Source organism: Streptomyces sp. NPDC005151, from assembly GCF_053599875.1.
The window spans coordinates 120,745-143,395 of the sequence record NZ_JBSFYR010000001.1 but is presented as its reverse complement, the minus strand read 5'-3'; the positions used below and the strand labels follow the sequence as shown (position 1 = coordinate 143,395).

At 71.0% G+C, this 22,651-nt stretch carries 19 protein-coding genes and 2 pseudogenes; 12 read left to right on the top strand and 9 right to left on the bottom strand.

Annotated elements, in window-relative coordinates; all coding sequences use genetic code 11:
* The 5 genes and pseudogenes from ACWD6R_RS00730 to ACWD6R_RS00710 all read left to right on the top strand — a co-directional run.
* Positions 1-677 (top strand): annotated as a pseudogene (locus ACWD6R_RS00730) (biotin/lipoyl-containing protein); the annotation flags it as partial.
* Complete coding sequence (locus tag ACWD6R_RS00725) at positions 674-1,870, top strand: acyl-CoA dehydrogenase family protein (protein WP_451816686.1); 1,197 nt, start codon at positions 674-676, stop codon at positions 1,868-1,870. The pseudogene ACWD6R_RS00730 and the gene ACWD6R_RS00725, both read left to right, overlap by 4 nt.
* A 46-nt stretch (positions 1,871-1,916) precedes the next feature.
* Complete coding sequence (locus ACWD6R_RS00720) at positions 1,917-2,066, top strand: hypothetical protein (protein ID WP_451816685.1); 150 nt, start codon at positions 1,917-1,919, stop codon at positions 2,064-2,066.
* Positions 2,063-2,797: an enoyl-CoA hydratase family protein gene (locus ACWD6R_RS00715; protein ID WP_451816684.1), complete on the top strand. Its 735-nt coding sequence runs from the start codon at positions 2,063-2,065 to the stop codon at positions 2,795-2,797. The genes ACWD6R_RS00720 and ACWD6R_RS00715 overlap by 4 nt, the downstream gene beginning before the upstream one ends.
* Positions 2,785-3,378 (top strand): TetR/AcrR family transcriptional regulator, encoded by a 594-nt coding sequence (locus ACWD6R_RS00710; protein ID WP_451816683.1) that lies wholly within the window; start codon positions 2,785-2,787, stop codon positions 3,376-3,378. Before ACWD6R_RS00715 ends, ACWD6R_RS00710 begins: the two co-directional genes overlap by 13 nt.
* 22 nt (positions 3,379-3,400) lie before the next feature.
* Here ACWD6R_RS00710 and ACWD6R_RS00705 read toward each other — a convergent pair whose 3' ends face one another.
* The 3 genes from ACWD6R_RS00705 to ACWD6R_RS00695 form a co-directional block, all read right to left on the bottom strand.
* Positions 3,401-3,955 (bottom strand): RloB family protein, encoded by a 555-nt coding sequence (locus tag ACWD6R_RS00705; RefSeq protein WP_451816682.1) that lies wholly within the window; start codon positions 3,953-3,955, stop codon positions 3,401-3,403.
* 19 nt (positions 3,956-3,974) lie between these two features.
* Positions 3,975-5,297 carry an AAA family ATPase gene (locus ACWD6R_RS00700; RefSeq protein WP_451816681.1) on the bottom strand — a complete coding sequence of 441 codons (1,323 nt, stop codon included), beginning with the start codon at positions 5,295-5,297 and terminating at the stop codon, positions 3,975-3,977.
* A 166-nt stretch (positions 5,298-5,463) separates the two neighbouring features.
* Positions 5,464-6,435, bottom strand: coding sequence for a MarR family transcriptional regulator (locus ACWD6R_RS00695; protein ID WP_451816680.1), 972 nt, complete (start codon positions 6,433-6,435; stop codon positions 5,464-5,466).
* 408 nt (positions 6,436-6,843) lie between these two features.
* Here ACWD6R_RS00695 and ACWD6R_RS00690 point away from each other — a divergent pair, with 408 nt between their 5' ends.
* Positions 6,844-7,428 carry a hypothetical protein gene (locus ACWD6R_RS00690; RefSeq protein ID WP_451816679.1) on the top strand — a complete coding sequence of 195 codons (585 nt, stop codon included), beginning with the start codon at positions 6,844-6,846 and terminating at the stop codon, positions 7,426-7,428.
* 45 nt (positions 7,429-7,473) lie between these two features.
* Here ACWD6R_RS00690 and ACWD6R_RS00685 read toward each other — a convergent pair whose 3' ends face one another.
* Positions 7,474-8,583 carry a citrate synthase 2 gene (locus ACWD6R_RS00685; protein ID WP_451816678.1) on the bottom strand — a complete coding sequence of 370 codons (1,110 nt, stop codon included), beginning with the start codon at positions 8,581-8,583 and terminating at the stop codon, positions 7,474-7,476.
* 224 nt (positions 8,584-8,807) lie between these two features.
* Here ACWD6R_RS00685 and pdxH point away from each other — a divergent pair, with 224 nt between their 5' ends.
* Positions 8,808-9,434 (top strand): pyridoxamine 5'-phosphate oxidase, encoded by a 627-nt coding sequence (pdxH, locus tag ACWD6R_RS00680; protein WP_451816825.1) that lies wholly within the window; start codon positions 8,808-8,810, stop codon positions 9,432-9,434.
* 366 nt (positions 9,435-9,800) lie between these two features.
* Positions 9,801-11,147, top strand: coding sequence for a PAS domain-containing protein (locus ACWD6R_RS00675; RefSeq protein ID WP_451816677.1), 1,347 nt, complete (start codon positions 9,801-9,803; stop codon positions 11,145-11,147).
* 76 nt (positions 11,148-11,223) lie between these two features.
* Here ACWD6R_RS00675 and ACWD6R_RS00670 read toward each other — a convergent pair whose 3' ends face one another.
* On the bottom strand, positions 11,224-11,979 hold the full coding sequence (locus ACWD6R_RS00670) for an SIS domain-containing protein (protein WP_451816676.1): 756 nt from the start codon (positions 11,977-11,979) through the stop codon (positions 11,224-11,226).
* Between the two features lie 202 nt (positions 11,980-12,181).
* Here ACWD6R_RS00670 and ACWD6R_RS00665 point away from each other — a divergent pair, with 202 nt between their 5' ends.
* Both ACWD6R_RS00665 and ACWD6R_RS00660 read left to right on the top strand, forming a co-directional pair.
* The gene (locus ACWD6R_RS00665) at positions 12,182-12,874 is read left to right on the top strand and encodes a metal-dependent transcriptional regulator (RefSeq protein WP_266982858.1); all 693 of its coding nucleotides are present in this window, start codon (positions 12,182-12,184) and stop codon (positions 12,872-12,874) included.
* An 851-nt stretch (positions 12,875-13,725) separates the two neighbouring features.
* Positions 13,726-14,619, top strand: coding sequence for an alpha/beta fold hydrolase (locus ACWD6R_RS00660; RefSeq protein ID WP_451816675.1), 894 nt, complete (start codon positions 13,726-13,728; stop codon positions 14,617-14,619).
* Between the two features lie 24 nt (positions 14,620-14,643).
* Here the strand turns inward: ACWD6R_RS00660 and ACWD6R_RS00655 are convergent, their stop codons facing one another.
* The 3 genes and pseudogenes from ACWD6R_RS00655 to ACWD6R_RS00645 all read right to left on the bottom strand — a co-directional run bounded on the left by ACWD6R_RS00655 (position 14,644) and on the right by ACWD6R_RS00645 (position 17,842).
* Positions 14,644-16,290, bottom strand: coding sequence for a transporter (locus ACWD6R_RS00655; protein ID WP_451816674.1), 1,647 nt, complete (start codon positions 16,288-16,290; stop codon positions 14,644-14,646).
* Positions 16,287-17,114 carry an ABC transporter ATP-binding protein gene (locus tag ACWD6R_RS00650; protein ID WP_451816673.1) on the bottom strand — a complete coding sequence of 276 codons (828 nt, stop codon included), beginning with the start codon at positions 17,112-17,114 and terminating at the stop codon, positions 16,287-16,289. The genes ACWD6R_RS00655 and ACWD6R_RS00650 overlap by 4 nt, the downstream gene beginning before the upstream one ends.
* Before the next feature lie 40 nt (positions 17,115-17,154).
* Positions 17,155-17,842 (bottom strand): annotated as a pseudogene (locus ACWD6R_RS00645) (bifunctional DNA primase/polymerase).
* Between the two features lie 319 nt (positions 17,843-18,161).
* Between ACWD6R_RS00645 and ACWD6R_RS00640 the strand changes: the two are divergent.
* Both ACWD6R_RS00640 and ACWD6R_RS00635 read left to right on the top strand, forming a co-directional pair.
* Positions 18,162-19,544, top strand: a complete 1,383-nt coding sequence (locus tag ACWD6R_RS00640) for a transcriptional regulator (RefSeq protein ID WP_451816672.1) — start codon at positions 18,162-18,164, stop codon at positions 19,542-19,544.
* A gap of 170 nt (positions 19,545-19,714) precedes the next feature.
* Complete coding sequence (locus tag ACWD6R_RS00635) at positions 19,715-21,157, top strand: hypothetical protein (RefSeq protein ID WP_451816671.1); 1,443 nt, start codon at positions 19,715-19,717, stop codon at positions 21,155-21,157.
* A gap of 136 nt (positions 21,158-21,293) precedes the next feature.
* On the opposite strand, the gene ACWD6R_RS00630 is transcribed toward ACWD6R_RS00635, so the two are convergent.
* On the bottom strand, positions 21,294-22,574 hold the full coding sequence (locus tag ACWD6R_RS00630) for an ABC transporter substrate-binding protein (protein WP_451816670.1): 1,281 nt from the start codon (positions 22,572-22,574) through the stop codon (positions 21,294-21,296).
* Positions 22,575-22,651: the final 77 nt, after the last annotated feature.

Below are 22,651 nucleotides of genomic sequence, written 5' to 3'. Positions count from 1 at the left end.
CGTGGAAGCCACCCACCGGTGCCAACCCACCACGCCCCCCGGCGGCGTCCGCCCCGTACCCGGGTTCCACCGGCACCCCGTGGAAGCCACCCACCGGTGCCAACCCACCACGCCCCCCGGCGGCGTCCACCTCGAACCCGGGTTCCCGCTTCGGCGCCTGGCGCAATGTCCCCTCACAGCCCCAGACCAGGCGCTACCGCAGCGAACCCGACGGCACCGAACACGAGATCGCCTACCGCACCACCCGCAGCGGCGCGATCGAAGCCCCCGGCGCCCGGATCCTCACCGTCACCCCCGACCACGTCACCGTCGAGACGGACGACGGCGTCACCCACAGCTTCCGCCTCGCCGCCCACCACGACCGGGTGTACGTGGACGGCGCCACCGGCTCGTACACCTTCACCGCCCTGCCCCGCTTCACCGAACCCACCGACCGCACCGACCCCGGCTCCCTGCTCGCCCCCATGCCCGGCACCGTCGTCCGGCTCGCGGACGGACTCGTGGCGGGCGCGGCGGTCGAGGCGGGGCAACCGCTGATCTGGCTGGAGGCGATGAAGATGGAACACCGCATCCTCGCCCCCGCCTCCGGCACCCTCACCGCACTGCATGCCGCACCCGGCCTCCAGGTGGAGGTCGGCGCCCTGCTCGCCGTCGTACAGGAGGAACCGACCCCATGAGTACCGTCCTCGAAACCGAAGAGCAGCAAGCCCTGCGCGCCGCCGTCGCCGCACTCGGAAAGCGGTACGGGCGTGACTACATGACGACCGTCGTGCGCGACGGAGCCCACCCCCGCGAACTGTGGACCGAAGCGGCCAAGCTCGGCTACCTCGGGGTGAACCTCCCCGAGGAGTACGGCGGCGGAGGCGGCGGAATGGCCGAACTCTCCATCGTCCTGGAGGAATTGGGAGCGGCGGGCAGTCCGCTGCTGATGATGGTCGTCTCCCCGGCGATCTGCGGCACCGTCATCGCCCGCTTCGGCACCGACACCCAGAAGCAGCAATGGCTCCCGGGCCTCGCGGACGGCTCCCTCACCATGGCCTTCGGCATCACCGAACCCGACGCCGGATCCAACTCCCACCGCATCACCACCACTGCCCGCCGCGACGGCGAGGACTGGCTGCTCACCGGACGGAAGGTCTTCGTCTCCGGCGTCGACATCGCCGACGCCACCCTCATCGTCGGCCGCACCGAGGACGCCAGGACGGGGAGGCTCAAGCCCTGTCTCTTCATCGTCCCGCGCGACGCCCCCGGCTTCCGGCGCTCGCAGATCGACATGGAACTACAGGCACCGGAGAAGCAGTTCGAGCTCGTCCTCGACGACGTGCGGCTGCCCGCCGACGCCCTCGTCGGAGGGGGTACCTCCCGCTCGAGCGAAGCCGAGAGTGGGGGAGAGGACGCAGGTCTGCTCCAGCTCTTCGCCGGACTGAACCCCGAACGCATCATGACCGCCGCGTTCGCTCTCGGCATGGGGCGGTACGCGCTCGGCCGCGCCGTCGAGTACGCGCAGACCCGTCAGGTGTGGAAGGAGCCCATCGGCTCCCACCAGGCCATCGCCCACCCCCTCGCCCAGGCGCACATCGAACTCGAACTGGCCCGCCTGATGATGCAGAAGGCCGCCAGGCTGTACGACGAGGGCGACGACATCGGCGCGGGCGAAGCCGCCAACATGGCGAAGTACGCCGCCGCCGAAGCCTGCGTGAAGGCCGTCGACCAGGCCGTGCACACCCTCGGCGGCAACGGCCTCACCCGCGAGTACGGGCTCGCGTCCCTGATCACCGCCGCCCGCGTCGCCCGGATCGCACCCGTCAGCCGGGAAATGATCCTCAACTACGTTTCCCACCAGTCCCTGGGTCTCCCCAAGTCCTACTGACAGGAGGGACCCTGTCCCCCCACCCGCCGTATCGAAGGGACCCGCCATGGTGAACGTGTTCCGCAGCGAGTACGCAGATGTCCAGCCGCTCGACCTGCCCATCCATGACGCGGTCCTCGGAAAGATCCTCCGGCGCGAACTGCGCGACCGGGAGAAGGCCGACGAAAAGGTCAGCGAGAGGGCGGAAGAGGCATGAAACTGGTCCGCACCGGCCACGAGCGCGGGATCGCCACCGTACGGCTGGACTCACTGAAGAACCGCAACGCGCTCTCCGCACAGCTCGTCGCCGAACTCCGCGACACCCTCGCCGCATTCGGCGCGGACGACACCGTGCGGGCCGTGGTCCTCACCCACACCGGCAATACGTTCTGCGCCGGCGCCGACCTCGCCGCACCCCCGGATCCCCAGGCGTTCGTCGCCCTGATGCGGCAGATCGTGACCCTGCCCAAACCGGTCGTGGCCCGCGTCGACGGACACGTCCGGGCGGGCGGCCTCGGCCTCCTCGCGGCCTGCGACATCTCGGTCGCCGGACCCGCCTCCACCTTCGCCCTCACCGAGTCCCGGCTCGGCCTCGCCCCCGCCGTCATCTCCCTGCCGCTGCTGCCCCGCCTGGACCCGGCCGCGGCCTCCCGCTACTACCTCACCGGAGAACGCTTCGACGCGGCAGAAGCCGCCCGCATCTCCCTCGTCACGATTGCCGCGGAAGACGTGGACAAGGCGCTCGTACCCGTACTGGACGGACTGCGCCGGGCCTCACCGCAGGGGCTGGCAGCATCGAAGGAGCTGGTCACAGCTACTGTGCGGGAGAGTTTCGACCAGTACGCCGAAGACCTCATCGCCCGCTCGGCAGCACTCTTCGCCTCCGCCGAGGCACGAGAAGGGATGACGGCCTTCCTCGAACGACGGGACCCCGCATGGGTGTTGTGACGCCCCCCACCGACCGGACCCCCAAGCAGGACCGCAGCCGCGCCACCCGCCAACGGCTGCTCGAAGCCGCGGTCGCCTGCCTCGCCGAACACGGCTGGGCAGGCTCCACGGTCTCCGTCGTCGCCGAACACGCCGGGGTCTCCCGCGGCGCCGCCCAGCACCACTTCCCCACCCGCGAGGACCTGTTCACCGCCGCCGTCGAATACGTCGCCGAGGAACGCTCCGCCGCCCTGCGCGCCCTTCCCGTCCAGGGCCGTACGGCTGTCGTCGCCGCCCTCGTCGATCTCTACACCGGCCCGCTCTTCCGCGCCGCCCTCCAGCTCTGGGTCGCCGCGTCCAACGAATCCCAGCTCCGCCCCCGCGTCACGGAACTCGAAGCCCGCGTCGGCCGCGAAACCCACCGCATCGCCGTCGAACTCCTCGCCGCCGACGAGACGAAACCCGGCGCACGCGAAACCGTCCAGGGGTTCCTCGACATGGCCCGCGGGCTCGGCCTGGCCAACGTCCTGACCGACGACACCGCCCGGCGTCAGAGGGTCGTGGCACAGTGGGCGGCACTGGTGGACGAGGCGTTGGGGTGAGCGGCGTCCGACCGCGCTGCCGCTACTCCGGGCCGCCGATGGCGAGGGCGAGCCTCCACATGCCCGTGGAGGGATTCACTTCCGGCTCCTTGCCCTCCGGAGCCAGCCCTTTTGCGCGGCGGACGGCTTCGCGCCAGTCGCTTTCGTAGTGACGGAAATCGAGGCCGGTCTTGCAGTATCCGCCTGGCGTGTGCTTGTTCAGGTGCGGCACAAGATGGTCGTAGGACGGCGCGTGACTGCGGTGGTCGGTGAAGTGCAACAGTAGCCAAAGCTCGAAGCACGGGTTGGACAGAGCGATGCCGACCTCGTGGAGGTCTGCCTCGGCCACGGCCTGATTGATGTCCGTGAATTCGTCGACGTCAAAGACGCACCACGCTTCGTCATACTCGTCGCCGGCCGACTTGAGCTGCTTCACGGTGTACGCGACGACCTGGGAAGGCGCTTTGGGACGCTCGAAAATCTTGACCGAAACCGCTGGATTTCTCACAGAGGACTTGAGGCCCTGCAAGTAGTCCCGCTCCGTCACCTCGGCGCTGCAGACGACCAGTAATCGCTGCCGGGGAACACGACGCCCCATTCTCCTGTCGAGCCGGGACTCAAAGGAGGGACGTTTCCGTCCGTCCGGCTTCGGTTTCCTCGCCATCCTGCTCCCCCCGAGTCGCCAGAGCCTTGGCGAAACTCTCGTCGATGAACGGCACGCCGCCGTAGCTACCGCCCAGGTAGCGGCGCTCGTGGTTCTCCCCGATGCGCGGTTTGAACTCCGAGAGAGCGAACAATTCCGTCTCCCCGTACTGGTTCTTCTCCACGAACCACACCTGGTCCCGCTTGAGGATGTCCTCCCCACCCGTGCGTCCGAGAAGGCTGGCATCGTGGGAGGTGAAGACCAGTTGCGCGCCGCGCTGGTTGTTGGCCGGATCCTGAAACAGACCGATGAGCTGCGCGGTGAGCAACGGGTGGAGACTGGAGTCGATCTCGTCCACGACGAATGTGCCACCCCGACGCAGGACCGCCATGAACCGTGGGGCCTGCTCCAGAAGCGCCCGCGTACCGGCGGACTGCTCGTGTAGCTCCATCCGCACCACGCCGGTACGACCGCGATGCCCGATCCACGGTCGTACGAGTTCCCGCGGCCCCTCTTCCTCCAGCCTGGCGAGCACATGTGTCGGAACGCGTCCGCCGTATCGCTGGCGCAGGGCGTCCTCGTCCATGAGCACCCGCTCCGTGCCGCACTCCTCGATACCCAGGTCGGCCGCACGCAGGAGCGCCATGAGCTCGGGGTGACGCTCAGGTGCCTCCAGCATCCGACCCACGTCGACTCCCACGGGGTGCCGCGGACGCTGCCCTCCGAACCTCAGGTCTGTCGCGAACCAGTCGTAGACCGGGCGGAAGTCCATCTGCTTGGAACGTGCCGCCATGGTCAGGAACAGCACATTGGGTTCGGTGATGTTCTCGACGAGTTCCAGTTCGCGCTTGGCCTGCGAGTCGCCGGGCTGCACGTCGCCGTCGGGGCGCTCGAAGATCTTGCGCTTCTTCCCGTGCGGGTAGCTGTAGAGCCATTCGTCGAGGACCCTCTCGTCGTCGACGCTGAATCCGTAGGTGTAGCGGACGCCACCGAGCTGCAGGTCCACCACGTACCACGAAGGCTCGTCGGACGCGGAGGCGTCCAGGCGGAAGGGGCTGCGGGTAACGCCGCCGCCGGGCTCCGCGTCACGGTGCGAGTTCACCACCATCCGGGCCATGTACTCCAGCGCGCCGACGAGGTTCGACTTGCCCGCGGCATTCGCGCCGAAGAGGCCGGCCACGGGGACGGCGTGCCAGTCCGTGCCCGGGGGGCGGTCCGCGTCGTAGGCGGGGTGAAGCTGGAGCTCCTGCTCTTCCCGGATCGAGCGGTGATTTGACACCCTGAAGTTCAGCAGCATGTACGCCCTCCCCCCGACGATCTAATGGATATCTGTGCAAGTGAATCGCGTGAATCAGAGGTAGGCAACCTCTTGCAGGGAATACCAGGCGGTCGAGGTGGTGATTCCACCCGATGGGTCTCGATGCTTGGAGGCGCCCCGCTGCCGTCGGGGCGTCGTACAGAACTCAAGGCGCCTTGAGCAGGTCGCGGAGGCGGCTGACGTGTACGCGGACGTCGGGCTGGATGGGCGGCGCGCCTGCTGCCGGGGTCTCCGCCGACTTGGGCCGGCGGCAGGCCCGGCACAGCCCGTCCGGGAGCGCTTCGGGGCGGCCGGGGGTGCCGCATTCGGTGCACTCCATCATCACGCGGCGGGTGGGAGTGCCGGGCGGCGGCGGTACCGGGGCGGCCGGCAGGGCGGGCGGGATCTTGTCGTTGAGGCGGCGGCGGACGAAGCCGACGGGTGAGTCGACCTGGGCGGGGAGTCCGGCGGTAAGGGCCTGGGTGAGGTAGTCGGTGTTCACGCCGCGTGCGAGCCATTCAGCGGCCTGTGCCTCCAGGGCTTGGCAGTCGGCGGCGGAGAGGGCCAGGCGGGGATCGGTGCGGCCGAGTTGGGCCAGGGCCAGGTAGGCGGGCGAGGGGGCGTCAGGGGTGGGCTCCGGGGGCGGGGCCGCGGTTCGCTGCTGCGGTACGGCGGGGGCGGCGGGCACGGGTGCGGGTGCCGCCGCCGCTGTCGCCGTACGAACCGCGCCGTGGGTGTTCTCGGCGGCGAGGTAGGCGGCCCACCATTCGTTGTCGCGTGCGGTGCGGGACCAGAAGGTGCGGAAGACCCAGCGGACCTGGTCGCCTTCGCCGATCAGGCACCGTACGCGGCGCAGGTACCCGGCGACCGACAGAGCGGTCAGGGCGGAGCCGACGGCCTGCTGGCCGTAGAGCGGGAGCTGTTTGGCCATGCACTTCACGTTCATCGCCGCGCCGTCGGGCAGGTGGTCGATGAACCCGGCGATGTAGCGCTCCCTTGCCGGCGGCAGCGTGAAGTCATCCGCGCTGCAGGGCTGTTGGGCCGGGGCTGATCGCTTGCCGTAGCCAGTTTTGGCCATCGGGTACGGGGGCGAGGATGCGGGCGCGGACGGGGCAGGGCTAAGGTTCTGGGTAGCCACGAGATCGCTCTTTCGATCTTGGGGTGAGACCCCGGCCTGGTGCTCTAACACCGTGTCGGGGTCGCTTCGTTCTCGCACCGTAAGCAGTCGCGGCACCGCGCCGCAAGCTGTCACGATTAGTCATACTTGCTGGCCGTGACGGGGCAGGGAGGTCGGGGATGTTTTCCCAAACCCCCTTCTTTTCCTGCCGGTTAAAGAAGGAGCTCGAATCCCGGAGCCCGTGTCCCGACGCCCGAGTCCCGAAGCTCAGGCTTCGGCCCCAGCCCTCTCCTCGTACCCACGAAAGAGTGAACCGGCCGGTCTCGATGCTCGAAGCCCGAGACTCGGGACCCGAGGGCCGTTGTCAGTGGGGGGTGGCACCGTGGGTGGTGGATCCGGACGACGTACGCAACTGACCCTGGGGGAAACGTGGGAGACCACTTCCAGACGATCGTCGACCTCGACGCCACCGAGCAGGACGCCGCACCACTCGGCGCCGGGCTACTCGACTGGCTGATCGCCGAAGGAATCGTCAGCGCCGAGCGCACCGACTGCGTCCTCGACGGAGACGGCTACGGCAACGCACCTGGTCCGAACTACGCCAAGGCCGTCGACGACCCGGAACCGGTCGACCTGTGGAGCAACGGCCTCTACGTTGCGACCGGACGCACCGTCTTCGACAGCGGCCAGGGCGACGCGGGAGCCGCCACCTGCCCGCTCTGCGCCACCGAGATCCGCCTCGTCGACGACACCTGGTGCCCCGTCGACAGCGCCTGGGCCCCGCTCGCGGGCCGGCTCGGCGCCTGGGCGAACGGCGGCGAAGGCGTCGTGGAATGCCCCTCCTGCCGCCGGCCCTCCGGCGTCGACCGCTGGAGCTGGGAGGACGACTACTACGCCTGCGGGCAACTCGGCCTCACCTTCTGGAACTGGGCGGAGCTGACCTACGGCTTCGAACAGGAGGTGCGGCGCCGCCTCGGCGGACACCGCACCGTCACTCTCCGCGGCAAGCTCTAGGGCCTCTCGTTCGGATTCTGCCGGGCTTGCGCAGTACCGGGACCGTCAGTTCCCCAGATCCGTGATCTGCTCGTATCCCTCGATCTCCCGCGGGTCGCGCGGCCCGGGACCGACATACCTCGCCGACGGCCGCACCAGCCGCCCCGTCCGCTTCTGCTCCAGGATGTGCGCCGACCATCCCGCCGTACGCGCGCACGTGAACATCGACGTGAACATGTGGGCCGGGACCTCGGCGAAGTCCAGCATGATCGCCGCCCAGAACTCCACGTTCGTCGCCAGCACCCGGTCCGGGCGCCGCGCGTGCAGCTCCTCCAGCGCGGCCTTCTCCAGCGCCTGGGCCACCTCGAACCGCGGCGCGCCCAGCTCCTTCGCCGTACGCCGCAGCACGCGCGCCCGCGGGTCCTCGGCCCGGTAGACCCGGTGTCCGAAGCCCATCAGCCGCTCACCCTTGTCCAGGGCCTTCTTCACGTACGCGGTGGCGTCACCGGTCCGCTCGATCTCCTCGATCATGCCGAGGACCCGGGACGGGGCGCCGCCGTGCAGCGGACCCGACATCGCGCCCACCGCACCGGACAGCGCGGCCGCCACATCGGCGCCGGTCGACGCGATGACCCGGGCGGTGAACGTGGACGCGTTCATGCCGTGCTCGGCGGCCGACGTCCAGTACGCGTCGACGGCCTTGACGTGCTTCGGGTCCGGCTCGCCGCGCCAGCGGATCATGAACCGCTCGACGACGGACTGCGCCTTGTCGATCTCGCTCTGCGGGACCATCGGCAGCCCCTGCCCGCGCGCCGACTGGGCGACGTACGACAGCGCCATCACGGCGGCCCGCGCCAGATCGTTGCGGGCGGTCTCCTCGTCGATGTCGAGGAGCGGCTTCAGCCCCCAGACCGGCGCCAGCATGGCCAGCGCGGACTGCACATCGACACGGATGTCACCCGAGTGGACCGGGATCGGGAACGGCTCGGCGGGCGGCAGACCGGGGTTGAACGCCCCGTCGACCAGCAGACCCCACACGTTCCCGAACGACACATGACCGACGAGATCCTCGATGTCGACCCCGCGGTAGCGGAGCGAGCCGCCTTCCTTGTCGGGTTCGGCGATCTCCGTCTCGAACGCGACGACTCCTTCGAGTCCGGGTACGAAGTCGGACATCATGCGGCTCCCTCGATCGGCGGGCTGTATGGAGGCCACAGTGGCCTGCCCCAAGATATTGGCGGGTTCCCACGATGCGGGGAAGCGTGACATCCGGCACAGCCACCCACTTCATCCGTGCACGATTGACACCCCTCCTTACCGGGCAGACTCGGCCCCTGCGGCAGGATGACCCCGTGCCCACCGCAGATTCCCCTTCCGATTCCACCACCGATCCGGCCGCGATGCGCGAGCAGTACCGCTCCGAGGGCTTCACCGAGGACACGCTCGACGCCGACCCGATGCAGCAGTTCGCCCACTGGTTCCGGCAGATCGCCGCAGGTGGAATGGTCTACGAGCCGAACGCCATGGTGGTCTCGACAGCCACCCCCGACGGCCGCCCCTCCTCCCGGACTGTGCTGCTGAAGAAGTACGACGACCGCGGTTTCGTCTTCTTCACCAACTACGCCTCCCGCAAGGGCCGCGAGCTGGACGCCAACCCGTACGTCTCCCTGCTCTTCCCCTGGCACCCGCTGGCCCGCCAGGTCATCATCACCGGCACAGCGGCCCGTGTCGCCCGTGAGGAGACGGTCGCCTACTTCCGCACCCGCCCGCACGGCTCCCAGCTGGGCGCCTGGGCGAGCGAGCAGTCGACAATCATCGGCTCGCGCCAGGAACTCATCGACCGGTACGAGGAACTGGCGGCCCGCTACCCGGAGGGCGAACACATCCCCGCACCCCCCGAGTGGGGCGGCTTCCGTGTCGTACCGGAGACGATCGAGTTCTGGCAGGGCCACGAGAACCGTCTCCACGACCGGCTGCGGTACGTACGCGAGGGCGAGGGCTGGCGAGTGGAACGCCTCTGCCCCTGACCGGCCCCGGACACGCAGAAACCCGCGGGCTCCGGTCCCTCCTTGCGGAGGAGCCGGCCGGATCTACCGGCGAGCCCGCGGGTCGGTGACTGCTTGGGTTTCGGCAGACAGCCTGCCGAGGTGCACGATGTGCGACGACGGGCTGTCAGCCCGCAGCCACCTCACGAATCCGATAAGACTGCACTTTTCGGATCACCTCCTTTCAACGTGTAAGGCACACACTAGGAACCTCTCCGGGACCGCACAACCCATTTATCGAGATCCCTCGGAGCACCGATTTCCCGGAAGTCGATGTGTGCTGAGTCACGTTCGAGTTCAATGATCTGACGTGCGGCAACGGCGGACACGTCCGGCAGGGGGTCCGGGATGAGCGCTTCCAGGAGCAGTGGGATCACCGACGCCCTCGGGCCCGATCCCATCCCCGGGTCGGAGCTGCTCGCGGCGCTGCTCGACGGCATGGACGCGGCGCTCTGCGCGTTCGACGCGGGCGGTGCGATCACCCACTGGAACCGTGAGGCCGAGCGGATTCTCGGCTGGAGCGCCGAGGAAGCGGTGGGGCGGCCCGGGTTCGCGGGGTGGGCGGTGCGCCATGCGGACGCGGGTGAGGTGCACGGGCGGCTGATGGCGGCCATGGACGCGCCGGGCCGCCAGGTCCACGAGTTCGCACTGCTGCGCAAGGACGGCGGCCGGGTGCTCGTACGGACCCAGTCGGCCGGGGTGCGGGGCGCGGACGGGAAGCCGGCCGGGGTCTACTGCGCATTCGGCGAGGTGCACGCCCAGATCGACCTGGAGCGGTCGATCGCCCTCAGCGAGGCGCTGTTCGAGGACGCCTCCTGGGGCGTGGTCCTCGTCGACGTGGACCTGCGGCCCACGGTCGTCAACGCCTATGCGGCGCGGGCGCTCGGCGGCGGCCGTACGACGATGCTGGGACGCCCGCTCGGAGAGCTGCTCGTGCAGGGTGTCGAGGACCTGGAGGGCGCGTTGCAGCACGTCCTGGCCGAGGGGCCGCCGCCCGCGCCCGCCGACCTGTGGGTGACGCTGCGGACGGCGGAGGGGGACCGGCGGCGCTGCTGGCACAGCGGGTTACTGCAGCTGGCGTCGCCGCTCGCGGAGGAGCCCGTTCCGTTGGGGGTCGGCTGGCTGTTCCAGGACGTGACGGCGGAGCGGCTGGCGGCGCAGGAGGCGGACCGGGTGCGGTTCCGGTCGAACCAGCTGCACCGGGCGTGCCGGTCGGCTGCCGAGTGCGAGGACCCGATGGAGGCGGCGACGTCCTACCTGGACTACGCACTCGCGGGCTTCGCCGACCATGCGCTGATCGACCTGGTGGCGGGGGTGCGGCTGGTCCGGGCGGCGGCGACACCGACCGACGCCCCCGGCCCGTGCCGGCCCGTGGCGGGAGGCGGCATTCCGCTCCGTTACGCCCCGGGCCACCCGGCACTCGAGGCGGTGGACCGCACGGGCTCGGTCCGCGCGAGCGCCGGTGCGGCTCCGGGGGCCGGGGCCTGGGCGGCGGACCGCCAGTGGCCGGGCGACTCGGTCCATGCCCTGTGCGCGGTGCTGCGGAGCCGGGGCCGGACGCTGGGCGTGGTGACGTTCCTCCGGGCGGCGAACCGCAGCCCTTTCGGACGCCAGGACGCGACGTACGCGGAGAGCGTGGCGGCCCGGGTGGCAACAGCGGTGGACCTGTCCCGGGCACTGCCCGCAACCCCGTAGCCCGCTGGGCGGCCGATCCGCCCCGTCCGGCGTTCGAGGACGGAACCGACCACCCGGTGAAGCCGCAGCCCCTGCCTCAGTGCCGGTAGAAGATCCGATCCGCGTACTCCGCCATCACGCGCCCGTTCCACTCGTGCCCGCCATCGACGTTCCCCGACCGCAGCAGCGGCGGCTCGATCCCCCGCTCGACCAATCGCTCCGCGGCCGTCGCCATCATGGCCTGCATCACCGCACTGGTGACCACCGTCGACGCGGGCGCGAACGGCGCCTCGACGCCCTCCGCCGTCAGCTCCGCGTCGCCGATCGCGATCTTGCTGTCGATGACGATGTCGCAGTGGTCCCGCAGGAACCCGCCCGAGACGTGCCGCGACCGGGTCCCGTCCGCGTAGGCGACCGACGTGACACCGATGACCTTCAGGCCGAGTGCCCGCGCGTTGACCGCCATTTCGACGGGCAGCGCGTTGCGCCCGGAGAGCGAGATGATCACCAGCAGGTCGCCGGCGCTCGCCGGGCTGGAGTCGAGCACGGCGCCGGCCAGCCCCTCGACCCGTTCCAGCGCCGAGCCGAGCGTCGCCGGCATGACGTCGATGCCGAGTGTGCCGGGCACGGCGAGCGGGTTCATCAGGGCCAGTCCACCGGCCCGGTAGACGACGTCCTGGGCGGCGAGGGACGAGTGGCCGGCGCCGAACGCGAAGAGTCGGCCGCCCGCTTCGACGGTGTCGGCGATCGCGGCCCCGGCTGCCGCGATCGTGCCGGCCTCCTCGTCGCGTACACGCTCCAGCAGGCCGATCGCTGCATCGAAGAACTGACCGGCCAGCTTGCTGTCGCTCATCGAGGAGGCCCTTTCCGCAGGGGTGGGGTGTCCGTGCCGCGGATCACGTTGCGGTCTGGACCAGTGACCTGTCAATACCGTCCGGGACGCACACGGACGGTCCGGGCTTCGGTCGGCACGGCACGGTTGTCAGCGGTATGCGTCAGAATTGCTTGAGGGCCAGCGCACGACGTTTTTCATGTCACAGCATCGAGGGGCACGAATGTCCGGACTGATCGACACAACGGAGATGTATCTCCGCACCATCCTCGAACTCGAAGAAGAAGGCGTCGTTCCCATGCGCGCCCGGATCGCGGAACGGCTGGACCAGAGCGGTCCGACGGTCAGCCAGACGGTGGCGCGGATGGAGCGCGACGGTCTGGTGCAGGTCGCGGGCGACCGGCATCTGGAGCTGACGGAGGAGGGCCGCCGGCTGGCGACCCGGGTGATGCGCAAGCACCGCCTCGCCGAGTGCCTGCTCGTCGACGTGATCGGCCTGGAGTGGGAGCAGGTGCACGCCGAGGCCTGCCGCTGGGAGCACGTGATGAGCGAGGCGGTGGAGCGGCGGGTGCTGGAGCTGCTGCGGCACCCGACGGAGTCCCCGTACGGGAATCCGATCCCCGGCCTGGAGGAGCTGGGCGAGAAGGCCGAGGCCGACCCGTTCCTGAACGACGGCATGGTGAGCCTGTCGGAGCTCGACCCGGGAGCCGACGGCAAGACCGTGGTGGTGCGCCGGATCGGTGAGCCGATCCAGACGGACGCCCAGCTGATGTATACGTTGCGGCGGGCGGGCGTGCAGCCCGGTTCCGTGGTCAGCGTGACGCAGTCGCCGGGCGGGGTGCTGGTCGGCAGCAGCGGTGAGGCGGCGGAGCTGGACTCCGAGGTCGCCTCGCACGTTTTCGTGGCCAAGCGCTGACCGGGGCGGCCCGGGAGGGCCGCACGTGGACCGCACGCCGACCCGTACACGGGACGCCGAAGCGTCACGGCCTCCCCCGCGACAGGGAGTGGGCTCCCGGCGCCCTGCGACGTTGCTTGCGGCGTTGTCGTCGGTCACCGACTCCCCCATAGCCTTAAAGGCAGTGGGAGGGGCCCCCTTCGCGTCGACTCCGTTCTCCGCCCTGCCATCGCAGCCGCATGACGCCGCTCGCTGATCCACTCCCTGAAATGGGGGAGGCCGTGACGTCCGGTTTCCGATTTTCCGTCCCGAATGGCAGCGGCCGGGCGCATCGCGTGCCAGGCTGTGGCTGAGCCATACCTGAGAGTGCCGGCCGCCTGGCCATGCGGTCGGGGAGGGAGCAGCGGATGCGCCCGTCGTACTGGCATGTGCAGCAGAGGGCGGCTGCCACGATCACGAGCACCCGGACCGCCCTGCCCGTCCGGGCTGCCCAGAGGGGCAGGGCTGCCCTCAAGGCCGCAGCCCCGCACGTCGCGGCCCCGGCCCCGCATGCCCCGGCGCCCGCCGCCCCGCACGCCCCCCGGACGTGGGAGGGCCCCGGCGCCGCGCGGCGCCGGGGCCTCTCCTCCCCTGTTCCGACCTGGAGCCCCGAGCTCTCAAGGCCGGTCCCCACGGACCCTCATCCCCGAGTGGTCCGCCTCCCGGAGAAGATCTCCCCTCCGTGGCCGACGTCAATCCTTGGCAGCTGTCACTCGAACGAGGGGTGTTGCGCGCCGGACACCGATTTTCGAATACGGGTTCGATAGTCTGGCGTGACGCGACCACACGGCGATCGAGCGGTTGTCGAGGACCAGAAGGGGGTGCCAGGACACATGGTGCGGCGCATCGATGTAACCGGATCCGACGGCGTACGCCTCGCGGCCTGGGAGTTCGCAGATCCGCCCAAGGAGCGCACGGAGGGCGAACGCGCCCCCGGGGTCTTACTGCTTCATGGACTGATGGGCCGGGCTTCCCACTGGGCCTCCACCACCCGCTGGCTCGCCGAGCGGCACCGGGCGGTCGGGCTCGACCAGCGGGGGCACGGCCGCAGCGAGAAACCCGCCGAGGGCCCGTACACCCGTGAGGCGTACGTCGCCGATGCCGAGGCGGCGATCGAGCAGCTCGACCTGGCCCCCGTCACCGTCGTCGGCCATGCGATGGGCGCCCTCACCGCCTGGCAGCTCGCTGCGAAGCGCCCCGATCTGGTCCACGCCCTGGTCATCTGTGACATGCGGGCCTCCGCGCTCGGCGCGGCCTCGCAGCGGGAGTGGGAGGACTGGTTCAAGTCCTGGCCGGTGCCGTTCGCGACGCTTTCCGACGTTCGGAAGTGGTTCGGCGAGGACGACCCCTGGGTGGAGCGGCCGAACCCGGCCCGCGGCGAGTTCTTCGCCGAGGTGATGGCCGAGCGCGCCGACGGCTGGCGCCCCGTCTTCTCCCGCCGTCAGATGCTCCGGTCCCGTGCGACATGGGTGTACGACGCGCACTGGGAGGAGCTGGCGCAGGTCCGGTGCCCGGCGCTGGTGCTCCGTGGTCCGGACGGCGAGCTGGGCCGGGCGGAGGCCCAGGAGATGGTCCGCGTACTGCCGCGCGGGCAGTACGCGGAGGTGGCGGACGCCGGCCATCTCGTCCACTACGACCAGCCGGAGGGCTGGCGCGCCGCGGTCGAACCGTTCCTGGAGGAGTTCGCCGAGGACCCCCGGAACGACCGCGAGCCCGTCTCCCCGTGACGGAGCGGCCCGACCCGGCTCGCGTCACCCCTTGCTGACCGCCGCCAGGATCTCGGGCAGCCGGTTCGCCGTGCGCGGTGCGGCCAGCCGCAGACCCGCCCAGGCGACCAGCGCCCCGTACGCGCTGCCGACCGGCAGCATCACCCACAACCAGTCCTCCGCGTCGATCAGATGCAGCCAGATCGTCGCCACGATCACCGGCGCGCACAGCACCGCCGCCGAGACCATGCCGCCGAAGATCGAGATCCAGGCGAGCCCGGCCTGCCCCGGTGCCACGTTCTTGAACCCGCTGTCCTGAGGGATCGAGTACGGGAAGTTGGCCGATGCCAGCGCCCCCGTCGCCAGCATCGCGCCCAGCAGGGCGAGCGACAGCCCTATGGCGCCCGGCAGTTTCTCCCAGTCGCCGAGCACCGCCGCCGTCACCACGGTCACCAGCACCGTGTACGGGAGAGTGATCACCAGCAACGCCGCCGCCCGCCCCCGCAGTTCGAGGTAGGCGTCCCGGGTGGAGGAGATCGTCAGCGCCACCATCCAGAACGCGGAGGTGTCCTGCCCGAACTGGTTGTACATCTGGATGCCGAGCATCCCGGCGGCGAAGCAGGCGAAGTAGACCGAGCCGGTGCCCTGCACCGCGTTGAGCAGCGGCACGATCAGCCCGATGGCGAGCGCCGTCACCCAGGCGGCCTTGGTCTTCGGGTCCCGTGCCACATACCGCAGACTGCGCCGTATCACCGTCCCCGTGCGCCCCTCGGGCAGCAGTGCGGAGAGCCGGGAGCCGCCCCTGCCGGACTTCTCCCGGGCCGCTCCGGCGGCGGCCGCCGTGGAACCGTCCGGGGCGGTCATCAGCTTCACCAGACTCCGCTGCCAGAGCCACACCAGCGCACCCAGCGCCGCGACGGAGAGCAGCAGTTGCGCCGCGGCCCGCCCGTACGACCCCTGCGCCGCCGAGTCCACCGCGCCGATCGCCGAGGCGGGCGGCAGCCAGCGCACCACGTCCGCCGCCGGGTCGAGCGCGGCGAGCCCACCGGACCGGCCGAGCCGCTGCGCACCGAAGTTGACGACCTGGATGCCGACCGCGACCACGAGTCCGCTGAGAACCGCCAGATCGCGGCCCTTGCGGGAGCTCAGCAGCCGGGTGTTGGCCGTGGCGACGGCCCGCGCCAGGGCGACGCACACCACCAGTGTCAGCGGCACGGCGACCACCGCGCACGCCACGGCCGCCGCCCCGTGTGCCACCGCGAACGCCGAACCGGCCGCCAGACAGAGCGTGAACAGCGGTCCGATGCCGACGAGCGATGCCACCAGCAGCGCCCCGACCAGCGGGCGCGGCCGCAGCGGCAGCATCACGAGCCGGCTCGGGTCGAGGGTTTCGTCGCCGCTGGGGAAGAAGAGCGGCATCACCGCCCAGCCGAGCGCCAGCACCCCGGCCAGCAGGACCGTCAGGGAACCCGCGTGGGCATGGCCGCGCAGTGCGGCCAGCGCGACGATCTGGCCCGCGGCGAACAGCAGGGTGAGGACGACGGACGAGATGTACGCGACCCGTCTGCCGGCGGACTGCCGCAGCCCGTTGCGCAGCAGCGTCAGTTTGAGCCGTACGAAGACGGGGACGAGCCGTTCGCCGCCGACGGCGGGGCGGGCGGCGGAGGTGACGGGTGTGTCGAGCATGCTCATCGGCCGCCGCCCAGCCAGTCGAGGGAGTCACCGGTGTCCCGGCCGCCCGCGCCGACGAGTTCGAGGAACGCGTCCTGCAGCGACGTCGCGTCGCCGCGCACCTCGGCGAGGGTGCCCTGCGCCCGGATCGTGCCGCCCGCCATGACGGCCACCCAGTCGCACAGCGACTCGACGAGCTCCATCACATGGCTGGAGAAGACGACGGTCGCCCCCGAGCGGGTGTACCGCTCCAGGACCCCGCGGATGGTCTGCGCCGAGACGGGGTCGACGCCCTCGAACGGCTCGTCCAGAAACAGTACGTCGGGGTTGTGCAGCAGCGCCGCGGCGAGCCCGATCTTCTTCCGCATGCCGGTCGAGTAGTCGACGACCAGCTTGTTCCGGGAGCCCGCCAGGTCGAGCACGTCCAGCAGCTGGATGGCCCGCTTGTCGACCTCGGCGCCCGGCAGCCCGCGCAACCGTCCGGTGTACGCGAGGAGTTCGCGCCCCGAGAGGCGCTCGAAGAGCCGCAGCCCCTCCGGCAGGACGCCGATCCTGGCTTTCACCTCGACCGGGTCCCGCCAGACGTCGTGCCCGCCGACCTCGACCGTGCCGTGGTCGGGACGGAGCAGCCCGGTCACCATCGACAGCGTGGTCGTCTTGCCCGCGCCGTTGGGTCCGACCAGACCGATGAACTTGCCTGCGGGCAGCTCCAGATCGATCCCGGCGACCGCGACCTGTTCCCCGAACCGCTTCCACAGGCCCTGTACGCGAACGGCGGGCGGCGCCGTTCGCGCCCCGCCCGCCTCCACCGCCCCGTGCGATCCCGCCGTGTTCCGGTCCGACATGGTGCTCCTGCCTTCGGTGTCCCCGTGTGAGGGGCCCAGACTACGAAAGGCGTGCGCGCGCGTCGGCTGCTTCCCGTCCGCAGGCGTAGGCGAGGGGGCTGATGACCTCTTCGGCGTCGGGCAGCCAGCGGTTGGCGGGGGTGGGCCGACGTGCCCACTGCACCGCACCGCGCCCGCCGATCCTGGTCGGCGGGCCCGCCACGTAGTGGCCCTCGCCGCGGCCGAGCAGACCGATCGCGGTGGCGCTCCAGCCCAGCCTCCGTACGAGATCGTCCACCTTGGCCGCCGCGCCGGGCAGTACGAAGAAGAGCATCCGGCGGTCGGGGGTGCAGGTGACGGGGGAGAGCGGCAGGTTCATCCGCTCCATCCGGGCCAGCGCCAGGAAGCCGGCGGACTCCGGTACGTCGATCGCGTCGAAGGTGCGTCCGGTGGGCAGCAGCACCGACGCCCCGGGCTGCTGGGACCACATCCGGCGGGCCGCGGCGCCGCTGCCGGTCGACCGGCTCGCCCAGTCGGGCCGGGTGGGGTGGGCTCCGGGGGCGGCGCAGCCGGCTTCTCCGCACGAGCACCGTTCCGCCCCTTCCACCGTCTGGAGCCAGGTGCCGGGGAACACCTCCCAGTGCTGCTCCTCCGCATAGCGCACGGCGGCGTCGAGCAGTTGCTCACCTCGTTGTTGGGGGGGCCTGCGCGGTTTCCGTGACTCCGATGGGCTCTTCCACGAACATCACAACTTCCGCAACCACCTGGGGTTACGGGCGTGGCGAGCGCGGTCACGGTGCATCGGCCCTGCACATGGGGCGCATGGATGCATGGACGGGGGCGCGCATGAGGCAGCGCGTCGAGGGACGGGTAGCCACATGTGGGGAATCCGGAACAGTTCCCCCATGCCGAATACGCACCGAACCTGAACAACTACACGATAAGCGCCATAAATGCCGTGAACACCGTGAACGCCACGGAAAACACCAACACGATGTATGTGCGCATTTCTTGGTCATATGCCGGGCAGTGATCCATTCACCGATCACTGCGGCCTCAGGGGGAAACATGGCAGCCAGGCCTCTCGTCGCACGCCAGCCGAACGAACGGCTCCAGGCGCTCATCCAGGAAGCCGGATGTTCCAATGCGGGCCTCGCCCGCCGAGTCAACATGGTCGGCGCGGAGCGCGGCCTCGACCTCCGTTACGACAAGACCTCCGTGGCCCGCTGGCTGCGCGGGCAGCAACCGCGGGGCAGGGCGCCGGGAATCATCGCCGAGGCGCTCGGCCGCAAGCTCGGCCGTACGGTCACGATCGACGAGATCGGGATGGCCCACGGCAAGAATCTGGCGTCCGGCGTCGGCCTGCAGTTCGCGCCGACCGTGATCGGCGCGATCGAGCAGGTCTGCGAGCTGTGGCGCAGCGATGTCGGACGCCGCGACGTCCTGTCCGGTTCGGCGGTCGCGTCCTCGGCGCTGGTCGAGCCCAGCAGGGACTGGCTGATCACCGGCGCCGACCCGCAGGTGGCGCGCGCGGCGGGGGCGCGGGTCGGGATGCCGGACGTGGAGGCGGTTCGGGCGATGACGGTGGCGCTGGTCGACCTCGACCACCGGTTCGGCAGCGGACATGTGCGGCCGGTCCTGGTGCACTACCTCAACAGCGTGGTCTCCGGGCTGCTCTCGGGGGCGTACCGCGAAACGGTCGGGCGGCAGTTGTTCGCGGCGGTCGCGCGGCTCACCGAGCTCGCCGGGTACATGGCGGTGGACACGGGGCAGCCGGGGCTCGCCCAGCGGTACTACATCCAGGCTCTGCGGCTGGCGCAGGCGGCGGGCGACCGGGCGTACGGCGGCTATGTGCTGGCCGCTTCGATGAGCCATCTCGCCGCACAGCTCGGCAACCCGCGGGAGATCGCGCAGCTGGCACGGGCCGCGCAGGAGGGGACGCGCGGGCGGGTCACCCCGCGCGCGGAGGCGATGTTCTACGCGGCGGAGGCGCGCGGGCACGCGTTGCTCGGCGATGCCCGGACCTGCCAGGCGGTGGCGGGCCGGGCCCTGACGGCGCTGGAGCACGCCGAGCCGGACACCGGGGACGACCCGTCATGGATCGTCCACTTCGACTCCGCCTATCTCGCCGACGAGCTGGCGCACTGTCACCGCGATCTCGGCCAGGCGGAGGCGGCCGCGCGCCGGGCGACGGAGTCCCTGGCCGCTCTCCCGGAGTCCCGGGCCCGGCGCCGGGGCATCGGTCTGGTGCTGCTCGCCACGGCGCAGGTGCAGCTGCGCGAGGTGGAGCAGGCGTGTCATACGGGGACGCGGGCGATGGAGCTGCTGGGGACGGTGCGGTCGAGCCGGGGCGCGGAGTACCTGGACGATCTGCAGCAGCGGCTGGTCCCGTACGGCGACGAGACGGCGGTCCGGGAGTTCGGGGCGCGGCTGGAGCTCCAGGCGGCCTGACCGGCGTCTGATCGGGGATTTTTCGGGGCGCCCGTTAACTGCGTCGTCAGGGCCCGGCGTGTTACTGCCCCGGTGAAGGGACGATGAGTGATATCGGGCGCTTGGCGGAGAGCGGCTGCCACCCGATAGCGTGAGCCGACGATTCCGTAGGTTTACACGTAGGAGTCCCGGTGACGCAGAGCGGACAGGGTGACGAGCAGCAGCCCCCTGCTGTACGGCCCGCGCACGAAGGTGTCGTGCTGCCCGCAGGTGGCGGCGAGCCCTGGATACCGGGCGGACCGGCCGACCGGTCCGCTCCGGCGGGCGGGCAGCCATGGGGTCAGCCCTGGGGGCCGCAGGCGCCGCAGCAGGACGGGTCGCCGCAGGGCCAGTACGCGCAGTACGACCAGGGGCAGGCGTACGGGCAGCAGGGCCCGGCCCTGCCGGCCGAGCAGCCTCAGCCGTACGCCCAGCCCCAGCCCCAGCCGTACGCCCAGCCCCAGCCCCAGCCGTACGCCCAGCCCCAGCCCCAGCAGTACGCCCAGCCCCAGCCGTACGCCCAGCCGCTGCCCCCGGAGGCCGGACCGGGGACGGGAACGGGCACGGGTGCGGGTGCGGGCACGGGTGCGGGCATGGGCGGCGACGCGGATGCCACGCAGTTCATCGCGCCGGTGCCGGCCGAGAGTGCCGCGGAGGCGACCCAGTTCATCGCCCACGCACAGCCGCCCGCATCGGCCTCCGACGCCGACGCGACCCAGTACATTGCGCCGGTGCCCGGTGGTGCCCCGTACGGCATCGGGCCGGGGACGCCCGAGGAGCGGCAGCCCCCCGCCGAGTTCGACAACCTGTTCCGCACCGAGGAGCCGGCGGCCTCCACGCAGCAGATGCCCCGGTTCGACCCGGGACAGGCGCCGTACCAGGGCGCCGCCCAGTCGCACCAGCAGCCCGCGCCGGCCTACCAGCCGCAGCACGGCGAGCCGCCGCAGGGCCGGGCCGGGCAGCGCAAGAAGCCGTCGCACGTCCCGCTGATCGCCGCGGTCGTCGTCGGCTGCGCCATCGTCGGGCTCGGCGCGGGTGCGCTGATGAGTGGCGACGACAAGGGCACGGACAACAAGCAGCCGGTGGCCGCGGCGAGTTCGCCCGCCGCGAAGCCCTCCACGCAGACGGCGGCCGACCCGGCGAAGCAGCAGGCCGAGGCGCTCGACAAGCTGCTCGCGGACAGCAACAGCAGCCGTGCGGCGGTCATCGGGGCCGTGGAGAAGACCAAGTCCTGCACCGACCTGGACCAGGCGGTCACTGATCTGCAGGGCGCGGCCAAGCAGCGCCGCGACCTGGTGACGCGGCTGCAGGGGCTGACCGTCGACAAGCTGCCGAACAACGCGGAGCTGACCTCGGCGCTCACGAAGGCGTGGCAGGCGTCGGCCTCCGCCGACGACCACTACGCGGCATGGGCCGCGCAGGCCAAGAACGGCAAGAAGGTCTGCAAGCACGGGCGGGCCCGCGCGACGCCCGAGAAGGGCCAGGCCGACCGGGAGAGCGGTGAGGCGAGCAAGGCGAAGGCGCAGGCGTCGGGGCTGTGGAACTCGATCGCGGCGAAGTACGGGTTGACGCGGCGGGCGCCGACGGAGCTCTGACGGCGGTGCGGGGTGCTGCCCAGCACTGGGCAGCACCCCGCACCCGGTGCGCACGCCCCCGGTGCCGCCCGCACCCCCTGTGCGCCCGCACCCCCCTGTGCGCCGCTCCTCGATCGCCGGAGGGGCTTGCGGGTGCTCAGCCCTTCGCGCTGGCCTCCGACAGCGTGTTCGTGACGTCCACGAACCCCTTCCTGTCGGACACCAGCCGCCCCTTCCGCACCACTTGGAACGTCACCTTCCGGTTCACGATCCGCGGATACGCCGACGAGCCCAGCATGTCCTCGAACCGCCACCGCAGCACCGGGGTGAGACCACCGGTGTCGACCTCGGCGCCTCTGTTGAGGGCGGCCGTGATTTTGCGGCCGGTGATGTCCGGGGCGTTGATCGCCGTCACGATCTCCTTCAGTGCCGTGTACGCGATCCACGTCGTCTGGACACCCGTGTCGTCGGGGTCGATCCGGTTGTCGCCGAACGCGTGCTTCCGGATCACCGCGCGCATCTCGTCCCAGCGGGCATCCCCCGACTCGGGGTACCAGCCGGTGACGTACGCCCCCTCGAACGGGCTGTTCCGCCCGCCGGTGCTGTTGATCAGCGGCTGGCCGACGCTGCCGAGGACCGACGAGATCCGCACGGACCCCTCCGACGGTTCGAGACGGCGGAAGGAGTCGAAGAACGTCTCCGTGCGGTTCCCGAGCACCGCCGTCACGCACCCGTCGGACCGCCCCGCCCCTTCCAGCGCCTGCTCGGCCGCCTGGTCGTAGGACGTGGCCGCCTCCGCCGCCCGGATGTCGGTGGGCGCGGGCCGCTTCTCCTCCTTCAGGCCGGTGCTGAGGAGCCACGCCTGGCCGTCGCCGCCCAGCGTGTCGGGGCGCACCAGGGAGACCCGCTCGCAACTGCGGGCGAGCTGCTTGGCGTTGCCCGCCAGCAGCGCCGACTGGCCGCCGTTGACGGGGTACGAGTTGTAGCTGGTGAACTCCTCCGCGGAGGCCCCGTAGCCGCCGATGTACGGGATCCGGGCGGCCTCCAGCGGCCCCATGAAGGAGTGGCCCTCCGGACTGTACGAGCCGACGACCGCGACCGCCTTCTCCGCGACCGCCCGCCGGGCGCAGTCCCCCGCGCCGCTCGACGTGTCGTCCTCGTTGCAGGTGACGACGCGCAGTTTGTGCCCGTCTAGCCCGCCGTTGCTGTTCACCCAGCGGGCATAGGCGCGGGCCATGGCCGTCATGCCCGCCATGTTCTCCGTATCCGGACCGTTGGAGCCGTCGGGGGCCCAGGTCACGACGGTGACGGGCTCCCTGGAGTCCCCCGAGGCCCCAGGGAGCACACCGCAGCCGGTGATCAGCAATGCCCCGGCCGCCGCCGTACATGTGAGGAATGTGTAGGGGCGGGGGGAAGTGAGGCGTTGCCATCCGGTCATGGGTATGGACATTTCCGCGTCCGGGGTAACGCCGATGTGTGCTCCGTTCAACGCTCGGTGACGTCCAGGTGAATTAC

Coding starts and splice junctions, on each gene's coding strand:
- ACWD6R_RS00725 (WP_451816686.1), top strand. CDS start 674: ATGAGTACCGTCCTCGAAACCGAAGAGCAGCAAGCCCTGCGCGCCGCC.
- ACWD6R_RS00720 (WP_451816685.1), top strand. CDS start 1,917: ATGGTGAACGTGTTCCGCAGCGAGTACGCAGATGTCCAGCCGCTCGAC.
- ACWD6R_RS00715 (WP_451816684.1), top strand. CDS start 2,063: ATGAAACTGGTCCGCACCGGCCACGAGCGCGGGATCGCCACCGTACGG.
- ACWD6R_RS00710 (WP_451816683.1), top strand. CDS start 2,785: ATGGGTGTTGTGACGCCCCCCACCGACCGGACCCCCAAGCAGGACCGC.
- ACWD6R_RS00705 (WP_451816682.1), bottom strand. CDS start 3,955: ATGGGGCGTCGTGTTCCCCGGCAGCGATTACTGGTCGTCTGCAGCGCC.
- ACWD6R_RS00700 (WP_451816681.1), bottom strand. CDS start 5,297: ATGCTGCTGAACTTCAGGGTGTCAAATCACCGCTCGATCCGGGAAGAG.
- ACWD6R_RS00685 (WP_451816678.1), bottom strand. CDS start 8,583: ATGTCCGACTTCGTACCCGGACTCGAAGGAGTCGTCGCGTTCGAGACG.
- pdxH (WP_451816825.1), top strand. CDS start 8,808: ATGCGCGAGCAGTACCGCTCCGAGGGCTTCACCGAGGACACGCTCGAC.
- ACWD6R_RS00675 (WP_451816677.1), top strand. CDS start 9,801: ATGAGCGCTTCCAGGAGCAGTGGGATCACCGACGCCCTCGGGCCCGAT.
- ACWD6R_RS00670 (WP_451816676.1), bottom strand. CDS start 11,979: ATGAGCGACAGCAAGCTGGCCGGTCAGTTCTTCGATGCAGCGATCGGC.
- ACWD6R_RS00665 (WP_266982858.1), top strand. CDS start 12,182: ATGTCCGGACTGATCGACACAACGGAGATGTATCTCCGCACCATCCTC.
- ACWD6R_RS00660 (WP_451816675.1), top strand. CDS start 13,726: ATGGTGCGGCGCATCGATGTAACCGGATCCGACGGCGTACGCCTCGCG.
- ACWD6R_RS00655 (WP_451816674.1), bottom strand. CDS start 16,290: ATGAGCATGCTCGACACACCCGTCACCTCCGCCGCCCGCCCCGCCGTC.
- ACWD6R_RS00650 (WP_451816673.1), bottom strand. CDS start 17,114: ATGTCGGACCGGAACACGGCGGGATCGCACGGGGCGGTGGAGGCGGGC.
- ACWD6R_RS00640 (WP_451816672.1), top strand. CDS start 18,162: ATGGCAGCCAGGCCTCTCGTCGCACGCCAGCCGAACGAACGGCTCCAG.
- ACWD6R_RS00630 (WP_451816670.1), bottom strand. CDS start 22,574: ATGACCGGATGGCAACGCCTCACTTCCCCCCGCCCCTACACATTCCTC.